Source organism: Mesorhizobium sp. M0037, assembly GCF_040323635.1.
Classification (GTDB): Bacteria; Pseudomonadota; Alphaproteobacteria; order Rhizobiales; family Rhizobiaceae; genus Mesorhizobium.
In genome coordinates, this window is record NZ_JAMYVB010000013.1 from 1 (window position 1) to 17,344 (window position 17,344).

At 63.1% G+C, this 17,344-nt stretch carries 14 protein-coding genes; 11 read left to right on the top strand and 3 right to left on the bottom strand.

Features of this window, described 5'->3' with window-relative positions; translation table 11 throughout:
• Window positions 1-705: 705 nt before the first annotated feature.
• The 3 genes from NKJ78_RS19590 to NKJ78_RS19600 are packed head-to-tail and all read left to right on the top strand — an operon-like array spanning window position 706 to window position 2,504.
• On the top strand, window positions 706-1,329 hold the full coding sequence (locus NKJ78_RS19590) for a VOC family protein (RefSeq protein ID WP_023696434.1): 624 nt from the start codon (window positions 706-708) through the stop codon (window positions 1,327-1,329).
• Window positions 1,313-2,188 carry a glutathione S-transferase family protein gene (locus NKJ78_RS19595; RefSeq protein WP_352562612.1) on the top strand — a complete coding sequence of 292 codons (876 nt, stop codon included), beginning with the start codon at window positions 1,313-1,315 and terminating at the stop codon, window positions 2,186-2,188. The genes NKJ78_RS19590 and NKJ78_RS19595 overlap by 17 nt, the downstream gene beginning before the upstream one ends.
• Before the next feature lie 55 nt (window positions 2,189-2,243).
• A complete protein-coding gene (locus NKJ78_RS19600) occupies window positions 2,244-2,504 on the top strand; it encodes a UCP034077 family protein (protein ID WP_032895714.1) in 261 nt (86 codons plus the stop codon).
• Window positions 2,505-2,639: 135 nt separating this feature from the next.
• Here NKJ78_RS19600 and NKJ78_RS19605 read toward each other — a convergent pair whose 3' ends face one another.
• Complete coding sequence (locus tag NKJ78_RS19605) at window positions 2,640-2,855, bottom strand: hypothetical protein (RefSeq protein ID WP_023696431.1); 216 nt, start codon at window positions 2,853-2,855, stop codon at window positions 2,640-2,642.
• Between the two features lie 292 nt (window positions 2,856-3,147).
• Here NKJ78_RS19605 and NKJ78_RS19610 point away from each other — a divergent pair, with 292 nt between their 5' ends.
• Window positions 3,148-4,059: a DUF2865 domain-containing protein gene (locus NKJ78_RS19610; protein WP_352562613.1), complete on the top strand. Its 912-nt coding sequence runs from the start codon at window positions 3,148-3,150 to the stop codon at window positions 4,057-4,059.
• Window positions 4,060-4,076: 17 nt separating this feature from the next.
• Here NKJ78_RS19610 and NKJ78_RS19615 read toward each other — a convergent pair whose 3' ends face one another.
• Window positions 4,077-4,433 (bottom strand): hypothetical protein, encoded by a 357-nt coding sequence (locus tag NKJ78_RS19615; RefSeq protein WP_023693676.1) that lies wholly within the window; start codon window positions 4,431-4,433, stop codon window positions 4,077-4,079.
• 187 nt (window positions 4,434-4,620) lie between these two features.
• Here NKJ78_RS19615 and NKJ78_RS19620 point away from each other — a divergent pair, with 187 nt between their 5' ends.
• The 7 genes from NKJ78_RS19620 (at window position 4,621) to phoB (ending at window position 15,873) form a co-directional block, all read left to right on the top strand.
• Window positions 4,621-9,183 (top strand): PAS domain-containing hybrid sensor histidine kinase/response regulator, encoded by a 4,563-nt coding sequence (locus NKJ78_RS19620; protein WP_352459723.1) that lies wholly within the window; start codon window positions 4,621-4,623, stop codon window positions 9,181-9,183.
• 497 nt (window positions 9,184-9,680) lie between these two features.
• Window positions 9,681-10,709 (top strand): substrate-binding domain-containing protein, encoded by a 1,029-nt coding sequence (locus NKJ78_RS19625; protein WP_023670113.1) that lies wholly within the window; start codon window positions 9,681-9,683, stop codon window positions 10,707-10,709.
• A gap of 96 nt (window positions 10,710-10,805) precedes the next feature.
• Complete coding sequence (gene pstC / locus NKJ78_RS19630; RefSeq protein ID WP_352562614.1) at window positions 10,806-12,266, top strand: phosphate ABC transporter permease subunit PstC; 1,461 nt, start codon at window positions 10,806-10,808, stop codon at window positions 12,264-12,266.
• Complete coding sequence (gene pstA, locus NKJ78_RS19635) at window positions 12,263-13,579, top strand: phosphate ABC transporter permease PstA (RefSeq protein ID WP_352562615.1); 1,317 nt, start codon at window positions 12,263-12,265, stop codon at window positions 13,577-13,579. Before pstC ends, pstA begins: the two co-directional genes overlap by 4 nt.
• A gap of 17 nt (window positions 13,580-13,596) precedes the next feature.
• Window positions 13,597-14,421, top strand: coding sequence for a phosphate ABC transporter ATP-binding protein PstB (gene pstB, locus NKJ78_RS19640; protein WP_023670110.1), 825 nt, complete (start codon window positions 13,597-13,599; stop codon window positions 14,419-14,421).
• 41 nt (window positions 14,422-14,462) lie between these two features.
• A complete protein-coding gene (gene phoU / locus NKJ78_RS19645; protein WP_023670109.1) occupies window positions 14,463-15,167 on the top strand; it encodes a phosphate signaling complex protein PhoU in 705 nt (234 codons plus the stop codon).
• Between the two features lie 16 nt (window positions 15,168-15,183).
• Entirely contained in the window at window positions 15,184-15,873 is a 690-nt protein-coding gene (gene phoB / locus NKJ78_RS19650) for a phosphate regulon transcriptional regulator PhoB (protein WP_023822590.1), read from the top strand.
• A gap of 30 nt (window positions 15,874-15,903) precedes the next feature.
• On the opposite strand, the gene NKJ78_RS19655 is transcribed toward phoB, so the two are convergent.
• Complete coding sequence (locus tag NKJ78_RS19655) at window positions 15,904-17,139, bottom strand: ROK family protein (RefSeq protein ID WP_352459725.1); 1,236 nt, start codon at window positions 17,137-17,139, stop codon at window positions 15,904-15,906.
• Between the last annotated feature and the right edge of the window lie 205 nt (window positions 17,140-17,344).

A 17,344-nucleotide genomic window follows, 5' to 3' on the forward strand; every position in this document is an offset into this window, starting at 1 on the left:
TTCCTTGCATGATAAGGCTTTGCCGAGGAAAATACGGGCTAGCGCAGGCTTCCAGAGATACCGAGAAACAGCGCTCTCACGGCGGGAACAGGGGTTCGATTCCCCTTGGGCGTACCAAGCAACGACTTTCCTTCCGCATCATCGAAAATTTCGGGCAGCAGCCGCGCGGATCGCGTGTGACCGCGAGGGTCGGCGCATCAGCGAAATTCGGCAAGTCCGCGCACCCGAATACACCCAATTTAAGTCAGGCCGCGACGCTTGAAAGCGTAGCGATCTCTGTTACTTGCGGTGCGGGGATAGCATCTGCGGCAACGCGGATTTGGTTTGGCATAGCAGGCATGAATTCGGCAAAAATGATATGCCCGTGCTGTCACGGCAGCGGGCAGGTTTTCGATTGCTTGAAATGGCGTGAGTCGAAAGGGCATTGCTGCCCGCAAGGCACGCACCGGGCCGGCTGTCCCGGGCAGACGATGGCATGCGCCGAATGCGCGGGCCTGGGAACGCTGGCGGAAGCCGATCTCAGAGCCGTTGCATAGCCTCAGGTCATGCAACTCAAACCCCTTTCACCATCCAGCGCCGGCAGTCTCCGCGAGCTTCTGGCGCGGCGCTGCCAATTGCACTAGCATCATGTACGAATTCGCCAAAGGGCGTTGCGGCGCGCAAGACGCCGGGGAACATAGGCGAGGGTCGGCGAGGAGGAGACCGATGCAGAAACTGCAGTCGCAGGGCGTCCATCACATCACGCTCGTCGGCGCCGGCCGCCAGACCTCGATCGATTTCTGGGAGGGCGTGCTCGGCATGCCGTTCATTTTCGAGCAGCCCAACCTCGACAAGCCAAGCGAAAGCCATCTTTATTTCGATCCCGGCGACGGCAGGCTGATCACCGTCTTCACCGACGAGAGCCGCACGCCGGTCAAGCGGCGCACGCCGACCGAACCGGGCTGCGTCCATCATATTGCGTTCTCGGTGTCGCGCGTGACCTTCCTGCAGGCGGTCGCTCGGCTCGATGAGCGCGCCATCAAGCACAGCGGCGTCAAGGATCGCGGCTTCATGGATTCGATCTATTTCGAGGATCCGCTCGGCCTCTTGATCGAACTCGCCTCCTATCGCTTCGATCCGCCGGCAGGTTTCACCCATGCCGACGTGCTGATGCAGGCGCACAAGCTGCGCGTTGCGCGCGGCGACTACAACATCGCCGAAGTACACCTTGCCGACGCGATCCAGACGCTGGTCGAATGGTCGCGCGCGACCTTGTCAGACGACCGGACGCCGAAGAATCCATACCGACGGCCAGCAAAAGGGGAGGACCACAATGGCAAAGACAGTTAAGAGCGCTGGCAAACCAGCGGCCAAGCCAGCAGTAAAAGAGGCAGTGAAGCCGGCGGCAAAAGCGGCCGTAAAGGCCGCGCCGAAGGCAGCCGCAAAGCCGGCCGCCAAAACCGCGACGAGGCCGACTGCCAGGAAATCCGCGCCGAAGGCCAAGGCGGCGAAAAAACCTGCGCTGAAGCTCTCGATGCTGAAGCCAAGCGTCAACAACATGACCGTTCGGGTGTTTGCCCGTGCAGCCGGGTTCGACGCCGCCGAGACCGACGCCTGGGGCCACACGCGGTCGCCGGAATATATGGCACGCAATCCGGCGCATCTGACGCCGATGATCGAGGACAAGGGGCTGCCGCGCGGCGTGCTGTGGGAGAGCTGTGCCATCATGCAGTATCTCGCCAACAAGCACGGGCTGGAGAAATTCTATCCCAAGGCACCGGCCAAGCGGGCGATGGTCGACAGCGCCATGTTCTACCTGATCGGCACGCTCTACCCCTATGTGGCGCGCGCCACCTATCCGGCGCTGGGTTTTCCGCACTATGCCGGCGAGGTCGGCCATAGCGACGCTCATCCGGAGAAGAAGTCCGAGGCGCAGAAGGCCGCCATGGCGGCGATTGCCGAGCCGCTGGAGGTGTTTCACTCCTTCTTCAGGGACGGCAAGCCGTTCATCGGCGGCAAGCACCCGTCGATCGCCGACATACGCCTGGCATCGACGCTGGAGTTCCTGGCCGTCATCGACTATGCGCTGCCAAAATGGGCCAAGGAGTATGTCGCGGCGATGGAGAAGAAACTCGGCAAGGCCTATGCCGAGCCGGCCGGCGACGTGCGCGGCTACATCGCCTATGTGAAGTCGCAGGCCAGCGCGTAAAGCTAAGGATTCATTAACCAGAACGCTGTCTATTGAAGGCACCGCGCGACCACGGATGTACTGGCGCAAGGGTGAAGGGAAAGGTCGGCGCAATGCCGGCCTTTTGCTTTTCGCCGATGCGCCATCAGGCCCGTCTCATGCCGTAAAGTCTGACATCAGGATCAAGGTCGATGGCGATGCGGATACCAGGAAGTCGTTCGTCGACGCCGCAACCACTGCCCTGCAAAAGTGCCTGCCGTTGAGCTTCTCGCCGACGCTGGCGCAAGGCGTCGCGGGCAATGTCTTCACCGTGAAATTCGCTTCGCCCAAGCAGTAGGCGAGCGGGCGAGCGTTTCACCGTTTTCACAGAAACGGCGACCCCCTCTCTCGTTGTCTTGACGCAATTCCCAGGGGAAAGCGCTACGCGCTTTTCCCGGAAAAACGACTCACACTTTTCCTGAAGTTGCTCTGATCAGTTGTGCAGGCGTCTGATATCGACATGCCGCTGCAGTTCCGGCGTCTCGAAGACGTAGTCGGCCCAGGCGGATTCCGGAATCTGTCCGGCCAGATAGCATTCCAGCAACAGGCTCTGTTCGGGATCGAGCGCTCTCGGCGCCCGCTCATGGTCCAGCCCCAGCGAGTGGAACAGGTTCCTGGTCAGGCCAGAGACAGTGAAGTGAATAGACATCTTCGTCTCCTTTGCCCGACACAACGCGAGACACCGGAGAAAGGTTTCATCCGCAAGGGCCCGATAACGCGGGATCGATGATTGCGGGCGGCCTGGCTCGCCCGAGCCTGGCTTCGTCTCATCTTGAAACAAAAGTGTAATAGCGAATTTACAGGAACCGGCATAATACACTCGGCATAAAATACCTGGCGGTTGCTGGCGTCTCTTGAATTAGACTTACCTCCCGCATTGAGGCTCAATCGGCTGGAGCGGCGATCGGCTCCACAGGGGTACAAGGAACCAGGTGTCGCCGATGATGCGTTTGTGGCTTGTCGTGACCTTTGCACTGGTGTTGGTAGCGGCAAGCGTCCTCGGCATTTCGGCTTCCCTTGCCGATCCATGCGCCGCGCTCAGGAGCCAGCTGGCACCGTCCGGCCGCAGCGGCGGGATCAGCTCCGAGCTTGCGCAGCTACGTCGCCATCTTGCGGCGATCCAGGGGCTGGAGAGGCAACGCCGGTGCACGGCGCAAAGTGCGGTGGGGGGCTTCTTCAATGCTTGCGCCGACCTCGCCAAAAGCCGCACACAGGTGCAACGCCAGATCGCCGGCGCCGCGATTTCGCGCCGGGATGCGTCCGGACTGCAGGCCAGGCTCGTCGCGCTCGGCTGCACGCCCGCCGCCGGGCAACAAAGACAGCGTCCGGCTGGCGCCATGATCGGCAGCAATTCGATGCTGTTTTGCGTTCGTCTCTCGGACGGCTATTTCTTCCCGGCGCCGAAATCGCAGTTCGTGCAAGGCGGCGATGCCAAGGAGATGGTCGATCAGTGCCGCTACATCTGCGACGATGCCGGCGTCGACCTATACACGCTCAGTGACCCAAGCCTTGAAACCGAAGAGATGGTCGCGCTCGATACGCGCACATCCTACAAGGACCTGCCGACGGCCTTCAAATATCGCAATGATGCGAACTTCAGGGCCTGCGACCTCAAGCGCTATCACCGGCGCGTTGCCGAGCTGAGAGCGCGCACGGTGACGCCAGCCAATATGGCCAACGCGATCATTCCTTTGCCGTCAGCGAAGCCGGATCTTGGCACCGTGGCGCAAATTCCCCAGCCTGGCGCAGACGCTGCAGAGGCCAGGGGCGCCGCCCAGCGACAGTCGGTCGAGCCATTGGCCGGCTCGCGGCCGGTCAGGGTGGTCGGGCCGGCTTTCTTCCCGGCGGAGTAACCTGCGCCTAGTACCAGCTATTCGCAAACCATCCTGTAGCGTTTGCCGGGTTCGCTGACATTCTTGCAGGTGAGCGGATTGGCCGGTTCGGAAGCCATGCTGGGAGGGCTGGACCTGACGTGCCGCCTTGGCGCAGCTATTTGTGTTGTGTGCCTGCGTGCCGCGGGCCGGTAGGGCTCCTGCGGCGGTGGCGTCGGAAACACACCGGCTGCCGCCTGCATCCGGCTGGCCTCGGTCTGCGACGGATCGCGATCCCAGACTCGCCTGATATCGAGCGGCTTCGGGATCACCACCGTGCCGTCATAGCTGCGTGCGCAGCCGCTGCCCGCAAGCAGCGCCAGGCACAGGAAACAAGGCACGATCCAACCGGTCATCAGCAACACCCCCGCCGACTTATAGCGCGGCTGGGGTTCCGCCGACAACCGGCGGAATACCGCAGGGCAATGTGGCTCTGGCCGCAGTCTGGATTGGTTATGGTTAGCGGATCATTAATGCTTCTCGGGCACATTCCGCCGGCGAACCGCTGAGGGGTTCGGCCTTGGCTTTCGGGGTGGGAACGGGATGGCTGACGGGACTGTTGGAACTCGCGGCGGACGCGGTTCCGGAAAAGGGGCTGTGAACGGCGAGGATACGTCCGTCGGGGTTTCGCCCGAAGCGCTGCGCGAACTGGTCGAGGCCGGCGCCGACTGGGTCTGGGAGACCGACGCCGAGCTGCGCTTTTCCTGGCTTTCGGAGAACTACCAGGCCGCCACCGGCATCGATCCCGCCAGCATACTTGGCCGTTTCCGCTTCGATTTCCTCAAGCAGATGGTGCACGGCAACCGACACGCCGCCGCGCATCTGGAGGATCTGCAGGCCCATCGGCCGTTTCGCGACTTTGTTTATGAGTTGAAGGGCGGCCGTCCCGGCTGCCGCTGGGTTTCGATCACCGGTTCCCCGCGGTTCGACGGCGAAGGCGAATTCATCGGCTATCGCGGCATCGGCCGCAACGTCACGGCACTGGCCGGTGCGCTGGACGAACTGCGGCAGGAGGAGAGCGATCCGCCGGCCGGTGAGGCCACGCAGCACCTCGCCGATCTCGAGCGGACGATGGATGCCATGCATATGGGCGTCGTGGTGCTTGACGCGAAGTTCGACACGCTCATCGTCAACAAGGCCTATCGCGAGCTCTCCAGGATTCCCGAGGGCGCCGTCACGGTCGGTGCGCCGTTCAGCCTGTTGATGGAACTCAACCGCCGCAACGGCATCTACGGCGATCTCGATGAACAGCAGTGGCAGCACTACCTAGCCACCCGCATCGAGGAGATCAGCGCCGGCTCGGTTGCGCCACGCGAATTTCTCCATGCCAACGGCAGGACGATGATGTTCTCGGTGACGGCGTTGTCCGGCGGCAAGCGGCTGTTGACCTACTACGACGTCTCCGAGCTCAAGCGTCGCGACGCCGAGATCGAGAGTGCCAACGCCAAAATCACGGAGACCTTCGCCAATCTTCGCACGATGGTCGACCAGATGCCGATCGGCGTGCTCGTCCTTGATGCGGACATGCGGGCGGAGGTGATCAACCGCGCCTTCTATGATTTCTGGGAAATCGATCCCCGATGCGCCGGCATCGGCTGCGGCTTCCGCGAACTGATGCAGGCCAGCCGCGATATGGACCCGTACGGTGCTGACGATGCCGAATGGCAGGGCCACATCGCCGAGCGCGAAGCAGAAATCTCGGCTGGCCTGGTGGGCTCCAGGCAATTGCCACGCAATGACGGCCGTACGCTGATTGCATCGCTGGCGCCGCTCGCCGGCGGCAAAAGGCTGATCTCCTATGTCGACGTCACGGACATGAAGGATCGCGAGGCTGAACTCGCCCAAGCGCTGGAGAAATCGCGGCTGGCCGAGGCGGTGATCAACGGCGTCAAGGACCCGATCTTCGTCAAGGACGACAATCTGCGTTTCGTCTTCGTCAATGAGGCGTTTTCGGCACTGTTCGGACAGAGCCCGCAAGCGATGCTGGGCAGGCCCGGCGGCGACTTCCTCAAGCAAAAGGACGCCGCGCAATTCGAAGACAGCGAACGCGCCGTGATGGCGACCGGCACGCCCTACGAGGTCGAGGAGACTTTCGACGCCGAGGGCACCAAGCGCTCGCGCATCGTGCGCAAGAACCGCGTCGGCATGCCCAGCGGCCGCAACTATGTCGCCGGTTTCCTGTTCGACATTTCCGACATGAAGCGCCGCGAGACCGAGGCCGAGGACGCCCGCAAGAATCTCGCCACGGTGCTGGAGTCCCTGCCGGCGGCCGTTATCATCTATGACCGTGACGACAAGTTCGTCTTTGCAAACCGCAAGCTGCAGGACACGCTGCCGGCGCTGAAACCGGCATGGCAGCCTGGCCGCAGCTTCCGCGAGGCCCTGGAACTTGGACATTCGGTCGGCTATTTCCGATCGAGCGGCGATCCAGAAATCGACAGGCTCTATGAAGGCGACCCCGATGTCTGGCTCAATGCCATCCTCGCCCGCTATCGCCTGCCCAACTCGTCCTATGAGCGCCTCAATGCGGACGGCCGCTGGTATCAGGTCTACGATATGCGCACCGAGGACGGCACCTTTATCGGCGTGCGCGTCGACATCTCGGAGATCAAGAGCCGCGAAAAGGCGCTGCAGGAAAGCATGCGCCAGATCGACCTGTTCCGCCACGTCATGGACGAACTGCCGGTCGCCGCCTTCATCAAGGCGCAGGATCTGAGCATGGAATTCGTCAACAAGGCCTGGTGCGCGCTGACCGGCATCCCCAAGGAGGAGGTCATCGGCCGAACCGATCTCCAGCTTTTCGGCATAGACGACGCCGAAACCTACACCCATGACGACACCCAGGTCGTCGTCACCGGCCGCGGCCGCGAGATCGAGGAGCCCGTTACCCATCGCGACGGCACGGTGCGGCAATTGATGACGCGCAAGAGCCGGCTGGTGGCGCTCGATGGGTCGGTGCACCTGGTCGGGTCCAGCACCGACATCACCGACGTCAAGGCGCGCGAGCAGGCGTTGGAAGAGAGCATGCGCGAGAACGAGGTGTTCCGCAATCTCATCGACAACGTGCCGGTGTCGATCTACGCCAAGCGCTCCGACCTCAGGCAGTTCTACGTCAACAAGGGCTGGTGCGACCTCACCGGCCTCCGCAGGGAAGACGCGATCGGCAAGACGGACATCGAGATTTTCGGCGAGGACGGCGAAGCCTTCGTCAACAGCGATCTCGCCGTGCTGCGCACAGGCGATACACAGGAGATCGAGGAAACGGTGACGCTTGCCGACGGCAGCGTGCGCCACCAGTTCGCCCGCAAGGGCGCGATGATCGCGTCCGACGGTTCGCTCTATCTGATTGGGTCGACCACCGACATCACCGAACTGAAGCTGCGCGAGGCCGAACTGCGCGAGGCGCGCCAGCGCGCCGTGCTGGCCGACCGCGCCAAGTCGGAATTCCTGGCCAATATGAGCCACGAGATCCGCACGCCGATGAACGGCGTACTCGGCATGGCCGAGTTGCTGGCCAAATCCGACCTCGATCCCAAGCAGAAGACGTTCACCGATATCATCGTCAAGTCGGGTAACGCGCTCTTGACCATCATCAACGACATACTGGACTTCTCCAAGATCGATGCCGGACAGCTGGTGCTCGACCCTGCGCCCTTCAACCTGCCCGAAGCGATCGAGGATGTGGCGACGCTGATATCGACGCGCGCCAAGGAGAAGGACCTCGAGCTCATCGTGCGCGTCGAGCCGGGCCTGGGAAGCCTGTTCGTCGGCGATGTCGGTCGCATCAGGCAGATCGTCACCAATCTGGTCGGCAACGCGGTGAAGTTTACCGACGAAGGCCACGTGCTGGTCGACGTGACCGGACAAAGGGGGCCGACGGGGACAAAGCTTACCGTTTCGGTCACCGACACCGGCATCGGCATTCCGCAGCAGAAACTGAAGCTCGTCTTCGAAAAATTCAGTCAGGCCGACACCTCGTCGACCAGACGCCACGAAGGCACAGGGCTCGGGCTCGCCATCACCTCGCGGCTGGTCGAGTTGATGGGCGGCGAGATCGGTGTCGAGAGCGCCGAAGGCAAGGGCTCGACCTTCTGGTTCACCGTGACATTGCCCAGGGCCGAGGAACAGACCGGACGGCGGATCATGCCGGTCGACGTGACCGGCTCACGGGTGCTGATCGTCGACGACAATGCCGTCAACCGATCGATCCTGAGCGAGCAGATGGCGTCATGGACCTTCGATTCCTGCGCCGCCGAAAGCGGACCCGAAGGGCTCAAGGTGCTGGTCGCCGCAGCTGCCTACGGCGTGCCGGTCGATTGCGTCGTGCTCGATTATCAGATGCCGGGGATGAGCGGCGCCGAGATGGCGCGCGTCTTGCGCAGCACCGCAGGGCTGGCCGACACGCCGATCATCATGCTGACTTCGGTCGACCAGTCGCTCGCCAACACCAGCTATCGCGATCTCGGCATCGACGCCCAGCTAATCAAGCCGGCGCGTTCCTCGGTGCTTCTGGAAACGCTGGTCGCCACCATCCAGCGGCACCATCACAATATCACAGACGGCCGTGTGCTGCCGGCGGCAAGCAGCGGTTCCGACGGCGGCAGGAACGAACCGTCGCCGGCAAAGCCGCCGCTCGCTGCATCGGAACGCGCCTTGCTGCAACCGCCGCCGGTTCGCGCCCGCGCCCGGGCCGCCGGGGATGAAAGCCGGCTCGACATCCTCGTTGCCGAGGACAATGAGGTGAACCAGATGGTGTTCACCCAGATAATCGGCGAGACCGGCTACAGTTTCGAAATCGTCGGCAACGGCCGCAAGGCGCTTGATGCCTTCGGCCGGCTTAATCCGCGCATGATCCTGATGGACGTCTCGATGCCGGAGATGAATGGGCTCGAGGCCACCGCCGCAATTCGCCGGCTTGAAGAACATACTGGTATGCATATCCCGATCGTCGGCGTCACCGCGCATGCCTTGAAGGGCGACCGTGAGCGCTGCCTGGAAGCCGGCATGGATGACTATCTGCCCAAGCCGATCAGCCCCAGGGCGCTGCTCGAAAAGGTCGAGCGCTGGGTCGGCATATCAAGCGAAGCCCAACGAGACGCTGGATAGCAACCTGCGGCGCCGGCCGGGATTCGGCCGCGCCGCAACAGCCAAGGATATGGTGCGATCGCACCATATCAAAGCTGGCGCCCAGTCAGGACAATGGTCGCAACGAAACCGCTCATTCAGTTACGGGCGGGAGCAAGCGACCGCCGACAAGAAACAGCGTCGAATCTACCCCAACGGACCTGTTTTTGGCGATGGCTCGGCCAAGATTCGCTCTGGCCACGGGCAACGCGCTCCCGTCCGGTTTTTCTTTCTCGGCATCGCGGCCTGCGGTGTGCCGGGACTTGATGCCAGCACGGATCGCGCAAGCGTCTGATTCCAGCGGCAACTTCCATTCCCACAAACCGGCTTAAAGGGGGCGGCCCACAAGACGTCTGTGCGACGTTACCGGGCTGACACGAAACTGTCATGCGACTGTAATAATCGAAGGCTATTGGCCTCAGCGGGCGCCGGTTTGAAGAGGGCGCCAAGAGACCATCTTCCGAACAGGAGCAGGCCACATGAAGAAATTCCTCGTTACGGCATCGGCCGTGGCGGTAGCGTTCGCCGCATCGTCCGGTGTCGCCGCTGCGCGTGACCAGATCCAGGTCGCCGGTTCGTCGACCGTGCTGCCTTACGCCAAGATCGTCGCCGAGCAGTTCGGCGAAACCTTCACCAACTTCAAGACCCCGGTGGTCGAGTCCGGCGGCAGCGGCGCCGGCATCAAGGAGTTCTGCAAGGGCGTCGGCGAAGACACGATCGATATCGCCAACTCCTCGCGCCCGATCAAGAAGGACGAGCTGAAGTCCTGCGCCGACGCCGGCGTCAAGGACGTCCAGGAAGTCCGCATCGGCTATGACGGCATCGTCTTTGCCACCGACATCAAGGGTCCGGACTGGGCGCTGGTTCCCGCCGACATCTACAAGGCGCTCGCCGCCAAGCTGGTGGTCGACGGCAAGCTGGTCGACAACCCGAACACCAAGTGGAACCAGGTCAATCCGAAGCTGCCCGACTGGGATATCGCCGCCTATATCCCGGGTGAGAAGCACGGCACCCGTGAAGTGTTCGAGACCAAGCTGCTCGACGCCGGCTGCGACAAGGCCGCTTTGAAGGCTGCCGGCATCGCCGACGACAAGGAAATCGGCAAGACCTGCATCGCCATCCGCAAGGACGGCAAGGCTGTCGACATCGATGGCGACTACACCGAGACGCTGGCCCGCATCGACTCCAACAAGACCGGCGTTGGCGTGTTCGGCCTCGCCTTCTACGAGAACAATGCCGACAAGCTGAAGGTCGCTACCGTGGAAGGCATCGTGCCTTCGACGCAGACCATCGCCGATGGCACGTACCCCGTGTCGCGGCCGTTGTTCTTCTACGTCAAGAAGGCGCATCTGGGCGTCGTTCCCGGCCTCAAGGAATATGTCGAGTTCTTCCTTGATGACCAGATGATCGGCCCGGAAAGCCCGCTCGCCCAGTACGGCCTGGTTTCCGCTCCCGACGCCGAACGTCAGGGCCAGCGCGACGCCTTCGCCGCCGGAAAGACGATGTAATCAACCGACCGGATCAGGGCGCGGACCAAATCCGCGCCCTGATTTCGCCGCTTGCCGCAACGGTGGCGGCGATCTGAATTTTCCCTGGGGTGGGTGATGTCGTCCTTGCTCGTACTCGCCATAGTCATCGCCATAGGCGTGGTCGCTTTTGTGATCGGCCGCCAGCGCGCAGCGGCGCAGGATACCGGCAAGGTCAAGCCGCATTCGCGCGCGCATTATCATGGCTGGTGGGCCTTTCTGCTCGCGGTCCTGCCTGCCGTCCTGCTGCTCGCCGTCTGGGATATCGGCTCTTCCTTCTATCTCGACCGGCACATCCATGCCGCTTTGCCCGAGCGCACCGCCGACACAAAGGTGGCCAGCGAAGCGCTCGACGCCAGCCTGGTGAAGAGCCTGGCCAAGGGCCTGCGCCGGCTCGATGGCGATACCGCACTTCCCGCTACTTTCGCCGAATTGCAGCCGCTGCTCGCCGCCAAGGGCGTGGCACTGGCCAGCGACACACAGGACTATATGATCCCGATCGCGGTCGAGGCGAACCAGGTCCAGGACCGGCTCGGCCTGTTCGGCGCCGTGCTGACCTTCGCGCTGTCGGTCGCCGGCGCCTTCTATGCGCTGAAGCAGATCGCGCCGCGCGCCAGGGCGCGCAACAATGTCGAGAAGCTGATGCTGTGGGGGCTGCTTGCGGCCTCGACCATCGCCATCCTGACCACGGTCGGCATCGTGCTGTCGATGCTGTTGCAGACGATCACCTTCTTCGAGAGCGTATCGCCGATGAGCTTCTTCTTCGGCACGGTGTGGGATCCGCGTTTCGCCGCCGCCGGTTCCGGCGGCAGCCAGGGTCAGTTCGGCCTGATCCCGCTACTCGCCGGCACGCTCTACATCGCCGCCGTTGCGCTTCTGGTCGCAGTGCCGGTCGGGCTGATGTCGGCGGTCTACATGTCCGAATATGCCTCGCGCGGTGTGCGCTCGGTGGTCAAGCCGGCGTTGGAACTGCTGGCCGGCATTCCGACCATCGTCTACGGCATCTTCGCCGTTGTCACGCTCGGACCGTTCTTGCGCGACCTGTCGGCGGCACTCACCGGCGGCTCGCCCTTCATCCAGGGCCAGAGCATCTTCACCGCCGGTCTGGTGATGGGCGTCATGCTGATCCCGGTCGTGTCCTCTTTGTCCGACGACATCATCACCGCGGTGCCGCGCGCAATGCGCGACGGCTCGCTCGGCCTCGGCGCCACCCGCTCCGAGACGATCAAGCGGGTGATCCTGCCGGCGGCACTGCCCGGCATCGTCGGCGCCATCCTGTTGACGGCGTCGCGCGCCATCGGCGAGACGATGATCGTCGTGCTGGCGGCGGGCGTCGCCGCCAATCTGACGGCCAATCCGTTCGAGGCGATGACGACCATCACCGTCAAGATCGTCAACCAGCTGACCGGCGACCTCGAGTTCAACTCGCCGCAGACGCTGGTCGCCTTCGCGCTCGGCCTGACGCTGTTCGCGCTGACGCTGGTGATGAACATCGTCGCCCTCTACATCGTGCGCAAGTACCGGGAGCAGTACGAATGACCGACATCCCCCTGGACACGATGGCGGGCGCCGTCGCGCGTCCGCGCCGCGACATCGGGCTGAGGGCGCGCTATGCCGCCGAACGCCGGTTCCGCATCTATGGCGTGATTGCGATCTCGGTCGGCCTGGCGTTCCTGGCCATCATGCTGATCACCATCGTTTCGAAAGGCTACACCGCCTTCTGGCAGACGACGGTGACGCTGCCGGTCACCTTCGACGAGAAGGTGATCGATCCCTCCGGCAAGCGCGCCACCGACCCTACCGTGCTGATCAAGGCGAACTATCCCAAGCTCGCCGAAAACGCGCTGGTGGCCAAGCTCGGCATCGATCCGGCCAACAAGCCGATGATGCTGAAGCTCAAGGGCTTCCTGTCGGAAGGCGCGCGGGTCCAGCTGCGCGACATCGTCTCCGCCGATCCGTCGGTGATCGGCACGACGCGTGACGTCGACATCCTGGCCGCCGCCAATCTCGACTCGGCCTTCAAGGGCCAGATCGACCTTGGCGTCGATGAAGCGCGCCGCAAGGTGTCCAACCAGCAGATCGACTGGATGAACAAGCTCAAAGCCGAAGGCGCGATGGCCGAGCATTTCAACACCGGCCTGTTCAGCTATGGCGCCTCCAGCCGGCCCGAGACGTCGGGCATGGGCGTGGCCATCATCGGTTCGTTCTACATGATGGTGATCGTGCTTTTGCTGGCGCTGCCGATCGGCGTCGCCGCCTCGATCTATCTGGAGGAGTTCGCCAAGAAGAACCGCTTTACGGACCTGATCGAAGTCAACATCAACAATCTCGCGGCGGTGCCGTCGATCGTCTTCGGTCTGCTTGGCCTTGCCGTGTTCATCAACTTCCTCGGCATGCCGCGCTCGGCTTCCTTCGTCGGCGGCCTGGTGCTGACGCTGATGACGCTGCCGACCATCATCATCGCCACGCGCGCCGCCCTCGCCGCGGTGCCGCCGTCGATCCGCTCGGCGGCGCTCGGCCTCGGCGCCTCCAAGATGCAGATGGTGTTCCACCACATCCTGCCGCTTGCCGCCCCAGGCATCCTTACCGGCACCATCATCGGCCTGGCGCGTGCGCTCGGCGAGACAGCACCGCTGCTCTTGATCGGCATGGTCGCTTTCGTCACCGATTATCCGGCGACGCCTTTCGATCCGGCGACCGCGCTGCCGGTGCAGATCTATATGTGGGCAAACGAGGCTGAGCGCGCTTTTGTCGAGCGCATGTCCGGCGCCATCATCATCCTGCTCGTCTTCCTCATGGCCATGAACATCACCGCGATCGTGCTCCGGCGCCGCTTCGAGCGGCGCTGGTAGAAAAAAGGCAATTTGGTATGAACATCATGACCGAACAGTCCCTTGAGAATGCAGTGGGCGACAAAATGAACGCCAAGTCGAACGAAGTCATCAAGATGCGCGGCGACAAGGTCGGCGTCTTCTACGGCGAGAAGCAGGCGTTGTTCGACGTCAATCTCGACGTGCGTCAGAACCAGGTGACGGCGCTGATCGGCCCGTCCGGCTGCGGCAAGTCGACCTTCCTGCGCTGCCTCAACCGCATGAACGACACCATCGATTCGGCGCGGGTGACCGGCAAGATCACGCTCGATGAAGACGACATCTACGACAAGAACATCGATGTCGTCGAACTGCGCGCCCGCGTCGGCATGGTGTTCCAGAAACCCAATCCGTTCCCGAAGTCGATCTACGAGAACGTCGCCTACGGCCCGCGCATCCATGGGCTGGCCAAGCGCAAGTCCGACATGGACCAGATCGTCGAGCAGAGCCTGAAGAAGGCGGCGATCTGGAACGAGGTCAAGGACCGCCTGCAGGAGCCCGGCACCGGCCTGTCCGGCGGCCAGCAGCAGCGCCTGTGCATCGCGCGCGCCATCGCCGTGTCGCCGGAAGTGATCCTGATGGATGAGCCCTGCTCGGCGCTTGATCCGATCGCCACCGCCCGTGTCGAGGAGCTGATCGACGAACTGCGCCAGAACTACACGATCGTCATCGTCACCCACTCGATGCAGCAGGCGGCGCGCGTGTCGCAGCGTACAGCGATGTTCCATCTCGGCTATCTCGTCGAGGAGGGCGCCACCGACAAGATGTTCACCAACCCCGACGACAAGCGCACCCAGGACTACATTACCGGCCGCTTCGGCTGAGCCGTCCGGCGGGTGAATTTTCAGGCACGAGGACCAAGATCATGGGTGAACATACCGTCGCCTCCTTCGATGAAGAGCTCGGGCAGATCAGCAAGCTGATCCGCGACATGGGCGATCTGGCAGGCTCGATGGTCAGCGGCTCGACCAGGGCGCTGCTCAATTCGGACAATGCGCTGGCACAGCGTGTCGTGTCCGACGACGCCATCATGGATGCGCGCCAGCGCGAACTGGACGACCGCGCCATCACGCTGATCGCCAAGCGCCAGCCGATGGCCAACGATCTGCGCGCCGTGGTCGGCTCGATCCGCATGGCGGGCGACCTCGAGCGCATCGGCGACCTCGCCAAGAACATCGCCAAACGCGTCGGCACCGTGGGCTTGAGCGTCACGCCGCGCGACCTCTCGCACTCCATCGACGCCATGGCGCAACTGGTGCTGATCCAGGTGCAAGGCGTCGTCGAGGAATATGCCGCCACCGATGCGGCAGCGCTTGCAAAACTCAGGAATGACGACGAGCGCATCGACGTCAAATACACGTCCGTGTTTCGTGAGCTCTTGACCTACATGATGGAAGACCCTCGCAACATCACCGCCTGCACGCATCTCTTGTTCTGCGCCAAGAATCTTGAGCGCATCGGCGATCATGTCACCAACATCGCCGAAAATGCGTATTATGTGCTGACCGGCCAGCAATTGCCCGCCAATCGTCCGAAGCAGGACGAGACGGCGATGGCCACGCCGGCCTGATGAGGGTGAACTGCCTATGATCGCGCCACGCATCATGGTCGTGGAGGACGAGGAGCCACTAGGCGTGCTCCTCCGCTACAACCTCGAATCCGAAGGCTATCAGGTCGAGGTGGTGACACGCGGCGACGAGGCCGAGATCCGCCTGCAGGAAAACGTGCCCGATCTCCTGGTGCTCGACTGGATGGTGCCGGCTGTTTCCGGCATCGAGCTCTGCCGGCGGCTTAGAGTGCGGCCCGAAACCGAGCGGCTGCCGATCATCATGCTGACCGCGCGCGGTGAGGAAAGCGACCGCGTGCGCGGCCTGTCCACCGGTGCCGACGACTATCTGGTCAAGCCATTCTCGACGCCGGAGTTCATGGCGCGCGTGAAAGCGCTGCTGCGCCGCGCCAAGCCGGAAGTGCTGTCGAGCGTGCTCAAGGTCGGCGACATCGTGCTCGATCGAGAATCGCACCGGGTCTACCGCAAGAAGAGCGAGATCAGGCTCGGACCGACCGAGTTCCGGCTGCTCGAATTCATGATGCGCCATCCCGGCCGCGTGTTCTCGCGCAGCCAACTGCTCGACAATGTCTGGGGCGAGACGATCTATATAGACGAGCGAACCGTCGACGTGCATGTCGGGCGGCTGCGCAAGGCCGTCAACAACGGCCGCATGCCGGATGTCATCCGTACCATTCGCGGCGCCGGCTACGCTATCAGGGAAGACTAGGATGCTGCGCGTCGCGCCGTTGCCGGCCATTCAGGCGACATGCTTGCCGGATTTCGCCTGAATGCCCGGCGCGAAAATCTCCTGGTCGACGAAGCCGAGCGCGCGCATGGCGCAGCCTTCGCGGATCAGCGGCAGCTCGTTGGGCTCGGTGTCGAAGGAGATCGATTTCGAGTGCTGGCCGCCGGCGGTCTGGGCGATCGCTTCGCGCAATGCCGGTTCGATCAGGTCGAAGGCGGCGGCGCTGACGCCGACCATGGCGACGGGTGCCGGATCGATCAGAGCAAACAGGCTGCCGAGGCCGAAGCCGAGCGCCTCACCGGCCCTGCGATAGGCTTCGCGCTCCGGGCCATCGGTTTCGCGGGCGCGCGCGGCGAGTGCGCGCATATCAGCGTCGCCGATATCGACCGGCTCGGCATCCTCGCCCATCATTTTGGCGCTGCGCCAGATGGCGTAGTTTCCGGCATAGGCCTCGACGCAGCCGCGCCGCCCGCAGCGGCAGAGCGCGCCGCCCGGACGGTGGATCATGTGGCCGAACTCGCCGCCCGAGGAATGGGTGCCGGTGAACAGTTCGCCTTTCAGCACCAGTCCCATGCCGATGCCGTGCGACAAGAGGATGGCGATAAAGTTGTCGCGGTAGCGCTCGGGCTGGCGCCATTGCAGCGCCACCGCCATCATATTGCAGTCGTTCTCCATGGTGGCCGGAATGCCGAATTCCACTTCCAACATGTCGGCGAAGGCAATGTCGGTCAGTGGCGTGATTGGCGACCACAGCATGGCGCGCGCCTGCGAATCGGTGATGCCCTGGATGCCCATGGCAATGCGGGCGATGCTCTGGACATCGAGGTCGGGATCCTCAAGCCGCCGCCGGACGATTGCTACGCATTCGCCAATCAGCTCGTCGCACGGCTTGGTCAGCGTGTCCAGCCGGCGCTGTTCCTCGGCGACGACGTGGCCGGCATAGTCGATGACGGTGACGGACAGGAAATTGAGCGACAGCACGACGGTCATCACCGCCGCCGCTTCCGGGTTGAGGCCAAGGCCGACCTGCGGCCGGCCGCGTCTCAGTGCGCCTGTCTCGCCAGGTTTGCCTTCAATCAGGACGCCTTCTTGAATCAGATCAGACGAGATTGCCGATATGGTCGAGTGGCTGAGGCCGGTGGTCGCCGCAATCTCGGTCCGCGACGGCTGGCCGGCCCGGCGCACGGCCGAAATCACCATGGCACGGTTGCGACGGCGCAGATCGTCGTGGCGGATTCCAACCGACATTTGTTTCCTCCCGGCCTCCTCGCGCCTCATGATAGTGAAGGCGTTCGACGGCACCAGCCAAATATTGGCAGACGCCGGCAGCCCTGTCATTGTTTATTGCGGACCTCGAAAAAATTCGGCAAGGCCATCAGAATCCATCAGAATCGATGTTGACAGCGCCTTATCATTGAACCAGTATTTTTTCGAGGCTCGAAAAAATAGGGCC

Bases quoted from the DNA above. Each gene is read 5' to 3' on its own strand.
- NKJ78_RS19625 (WP_023670113.1), top strand. From the start codon at position 9,681: ATGAAGAAATTCCTCGTTACGGCATCGGCCGTGGCGGTAGCGTTCGCC.
- NKJ78_RS19590 (WP_023696434.1), top strand. From the start codon at position 706: ATGCAGAAACTGCAGTCGCAGGGCGTCCATCACATCACGCTCGTCGGC.
- NKJ78_RS19620 (WP_352459723.1), top strand. From the start codon at position 4,621: ATGGCTGACGGGACTGTTGGAACTCGCGGCGGACGCGGTTCCGGAAAA.
- NKJ78_RS19615 (WP_023693676.1), bottom strand. From the start codon at position 4,433: ATGACCGGTTGGATCGTGCCTTGTTTCCTGTGCCTGGCGCTGCTTGCG.
- NKJ78_RS19600 (WP_032895714.1), top strand. From the start codon at position 2,244: ATGTACTGGCGCAAGGGTGAAGGGAAAGGTCGGCGCAATGCCGGCCTT.
- pstC (WP_352562614.1), top strand. From the start codon at position 10,806: ATGTCGTCCTTGCTCGTACTCGCCATAGTCATCGCCATAGGCGTGGTC.
- phoU (WP_023670109.1), top strand. From the start codon at position 14,463: ATGGGTGAACATACCGTCGCCTCCTTCGATGAAGAGCTCGGGCAGATC.
- NKJ78_RS19605 (WP_023696431.1), bottom strand. From the start codon at position 2,855: ATGTCTATTCACTTCACTGTCTCTGGCCTGACCAGGAACCTGTTCCAC.
- NKJ78_RS19655 (WP_352459725.1), bottom strand. From the start codon at position 17,139: ATGTCGGTTGGAATCCGCCACGACGATCTGCGCCGTCGCAACCGTGCC.
- NKJ78_RS19610 (WP_352562613.1), top strand. From the start codon at position 3,148: ATGATGCGTTTGTGGCTTGTCGTGACCTTTGCACTGGTGTTGGTAGCG.
- pstA (WP_352562615.1), top strand. From the start codon at position 12,263: ATGACCGACATCCCCCTGGACACGATGGCGGGCGCCGTCGCGCGTCCG.
- pstB (WP_023670110.1), top strand. From the start codon at position 13,597: ATGAACATCATGACCGAACAGTCCCTTGAGAATGCAGTGGGCGACAAA.
- phoB (WP_023822590.1), top strand. From the start codon at position 15,184: ATGATCGCGCCACGCATCATGGTCGTGGAGGACGAGGAGCCACTAGGC.
- NKJ78_RS19595 (WP_352562612.1), top strand. From the start codon at position 1,313: ATGGCAAAGACAGTTAAGAGCGCTGGCAAACCAGCGGCCAAGCCAGCA.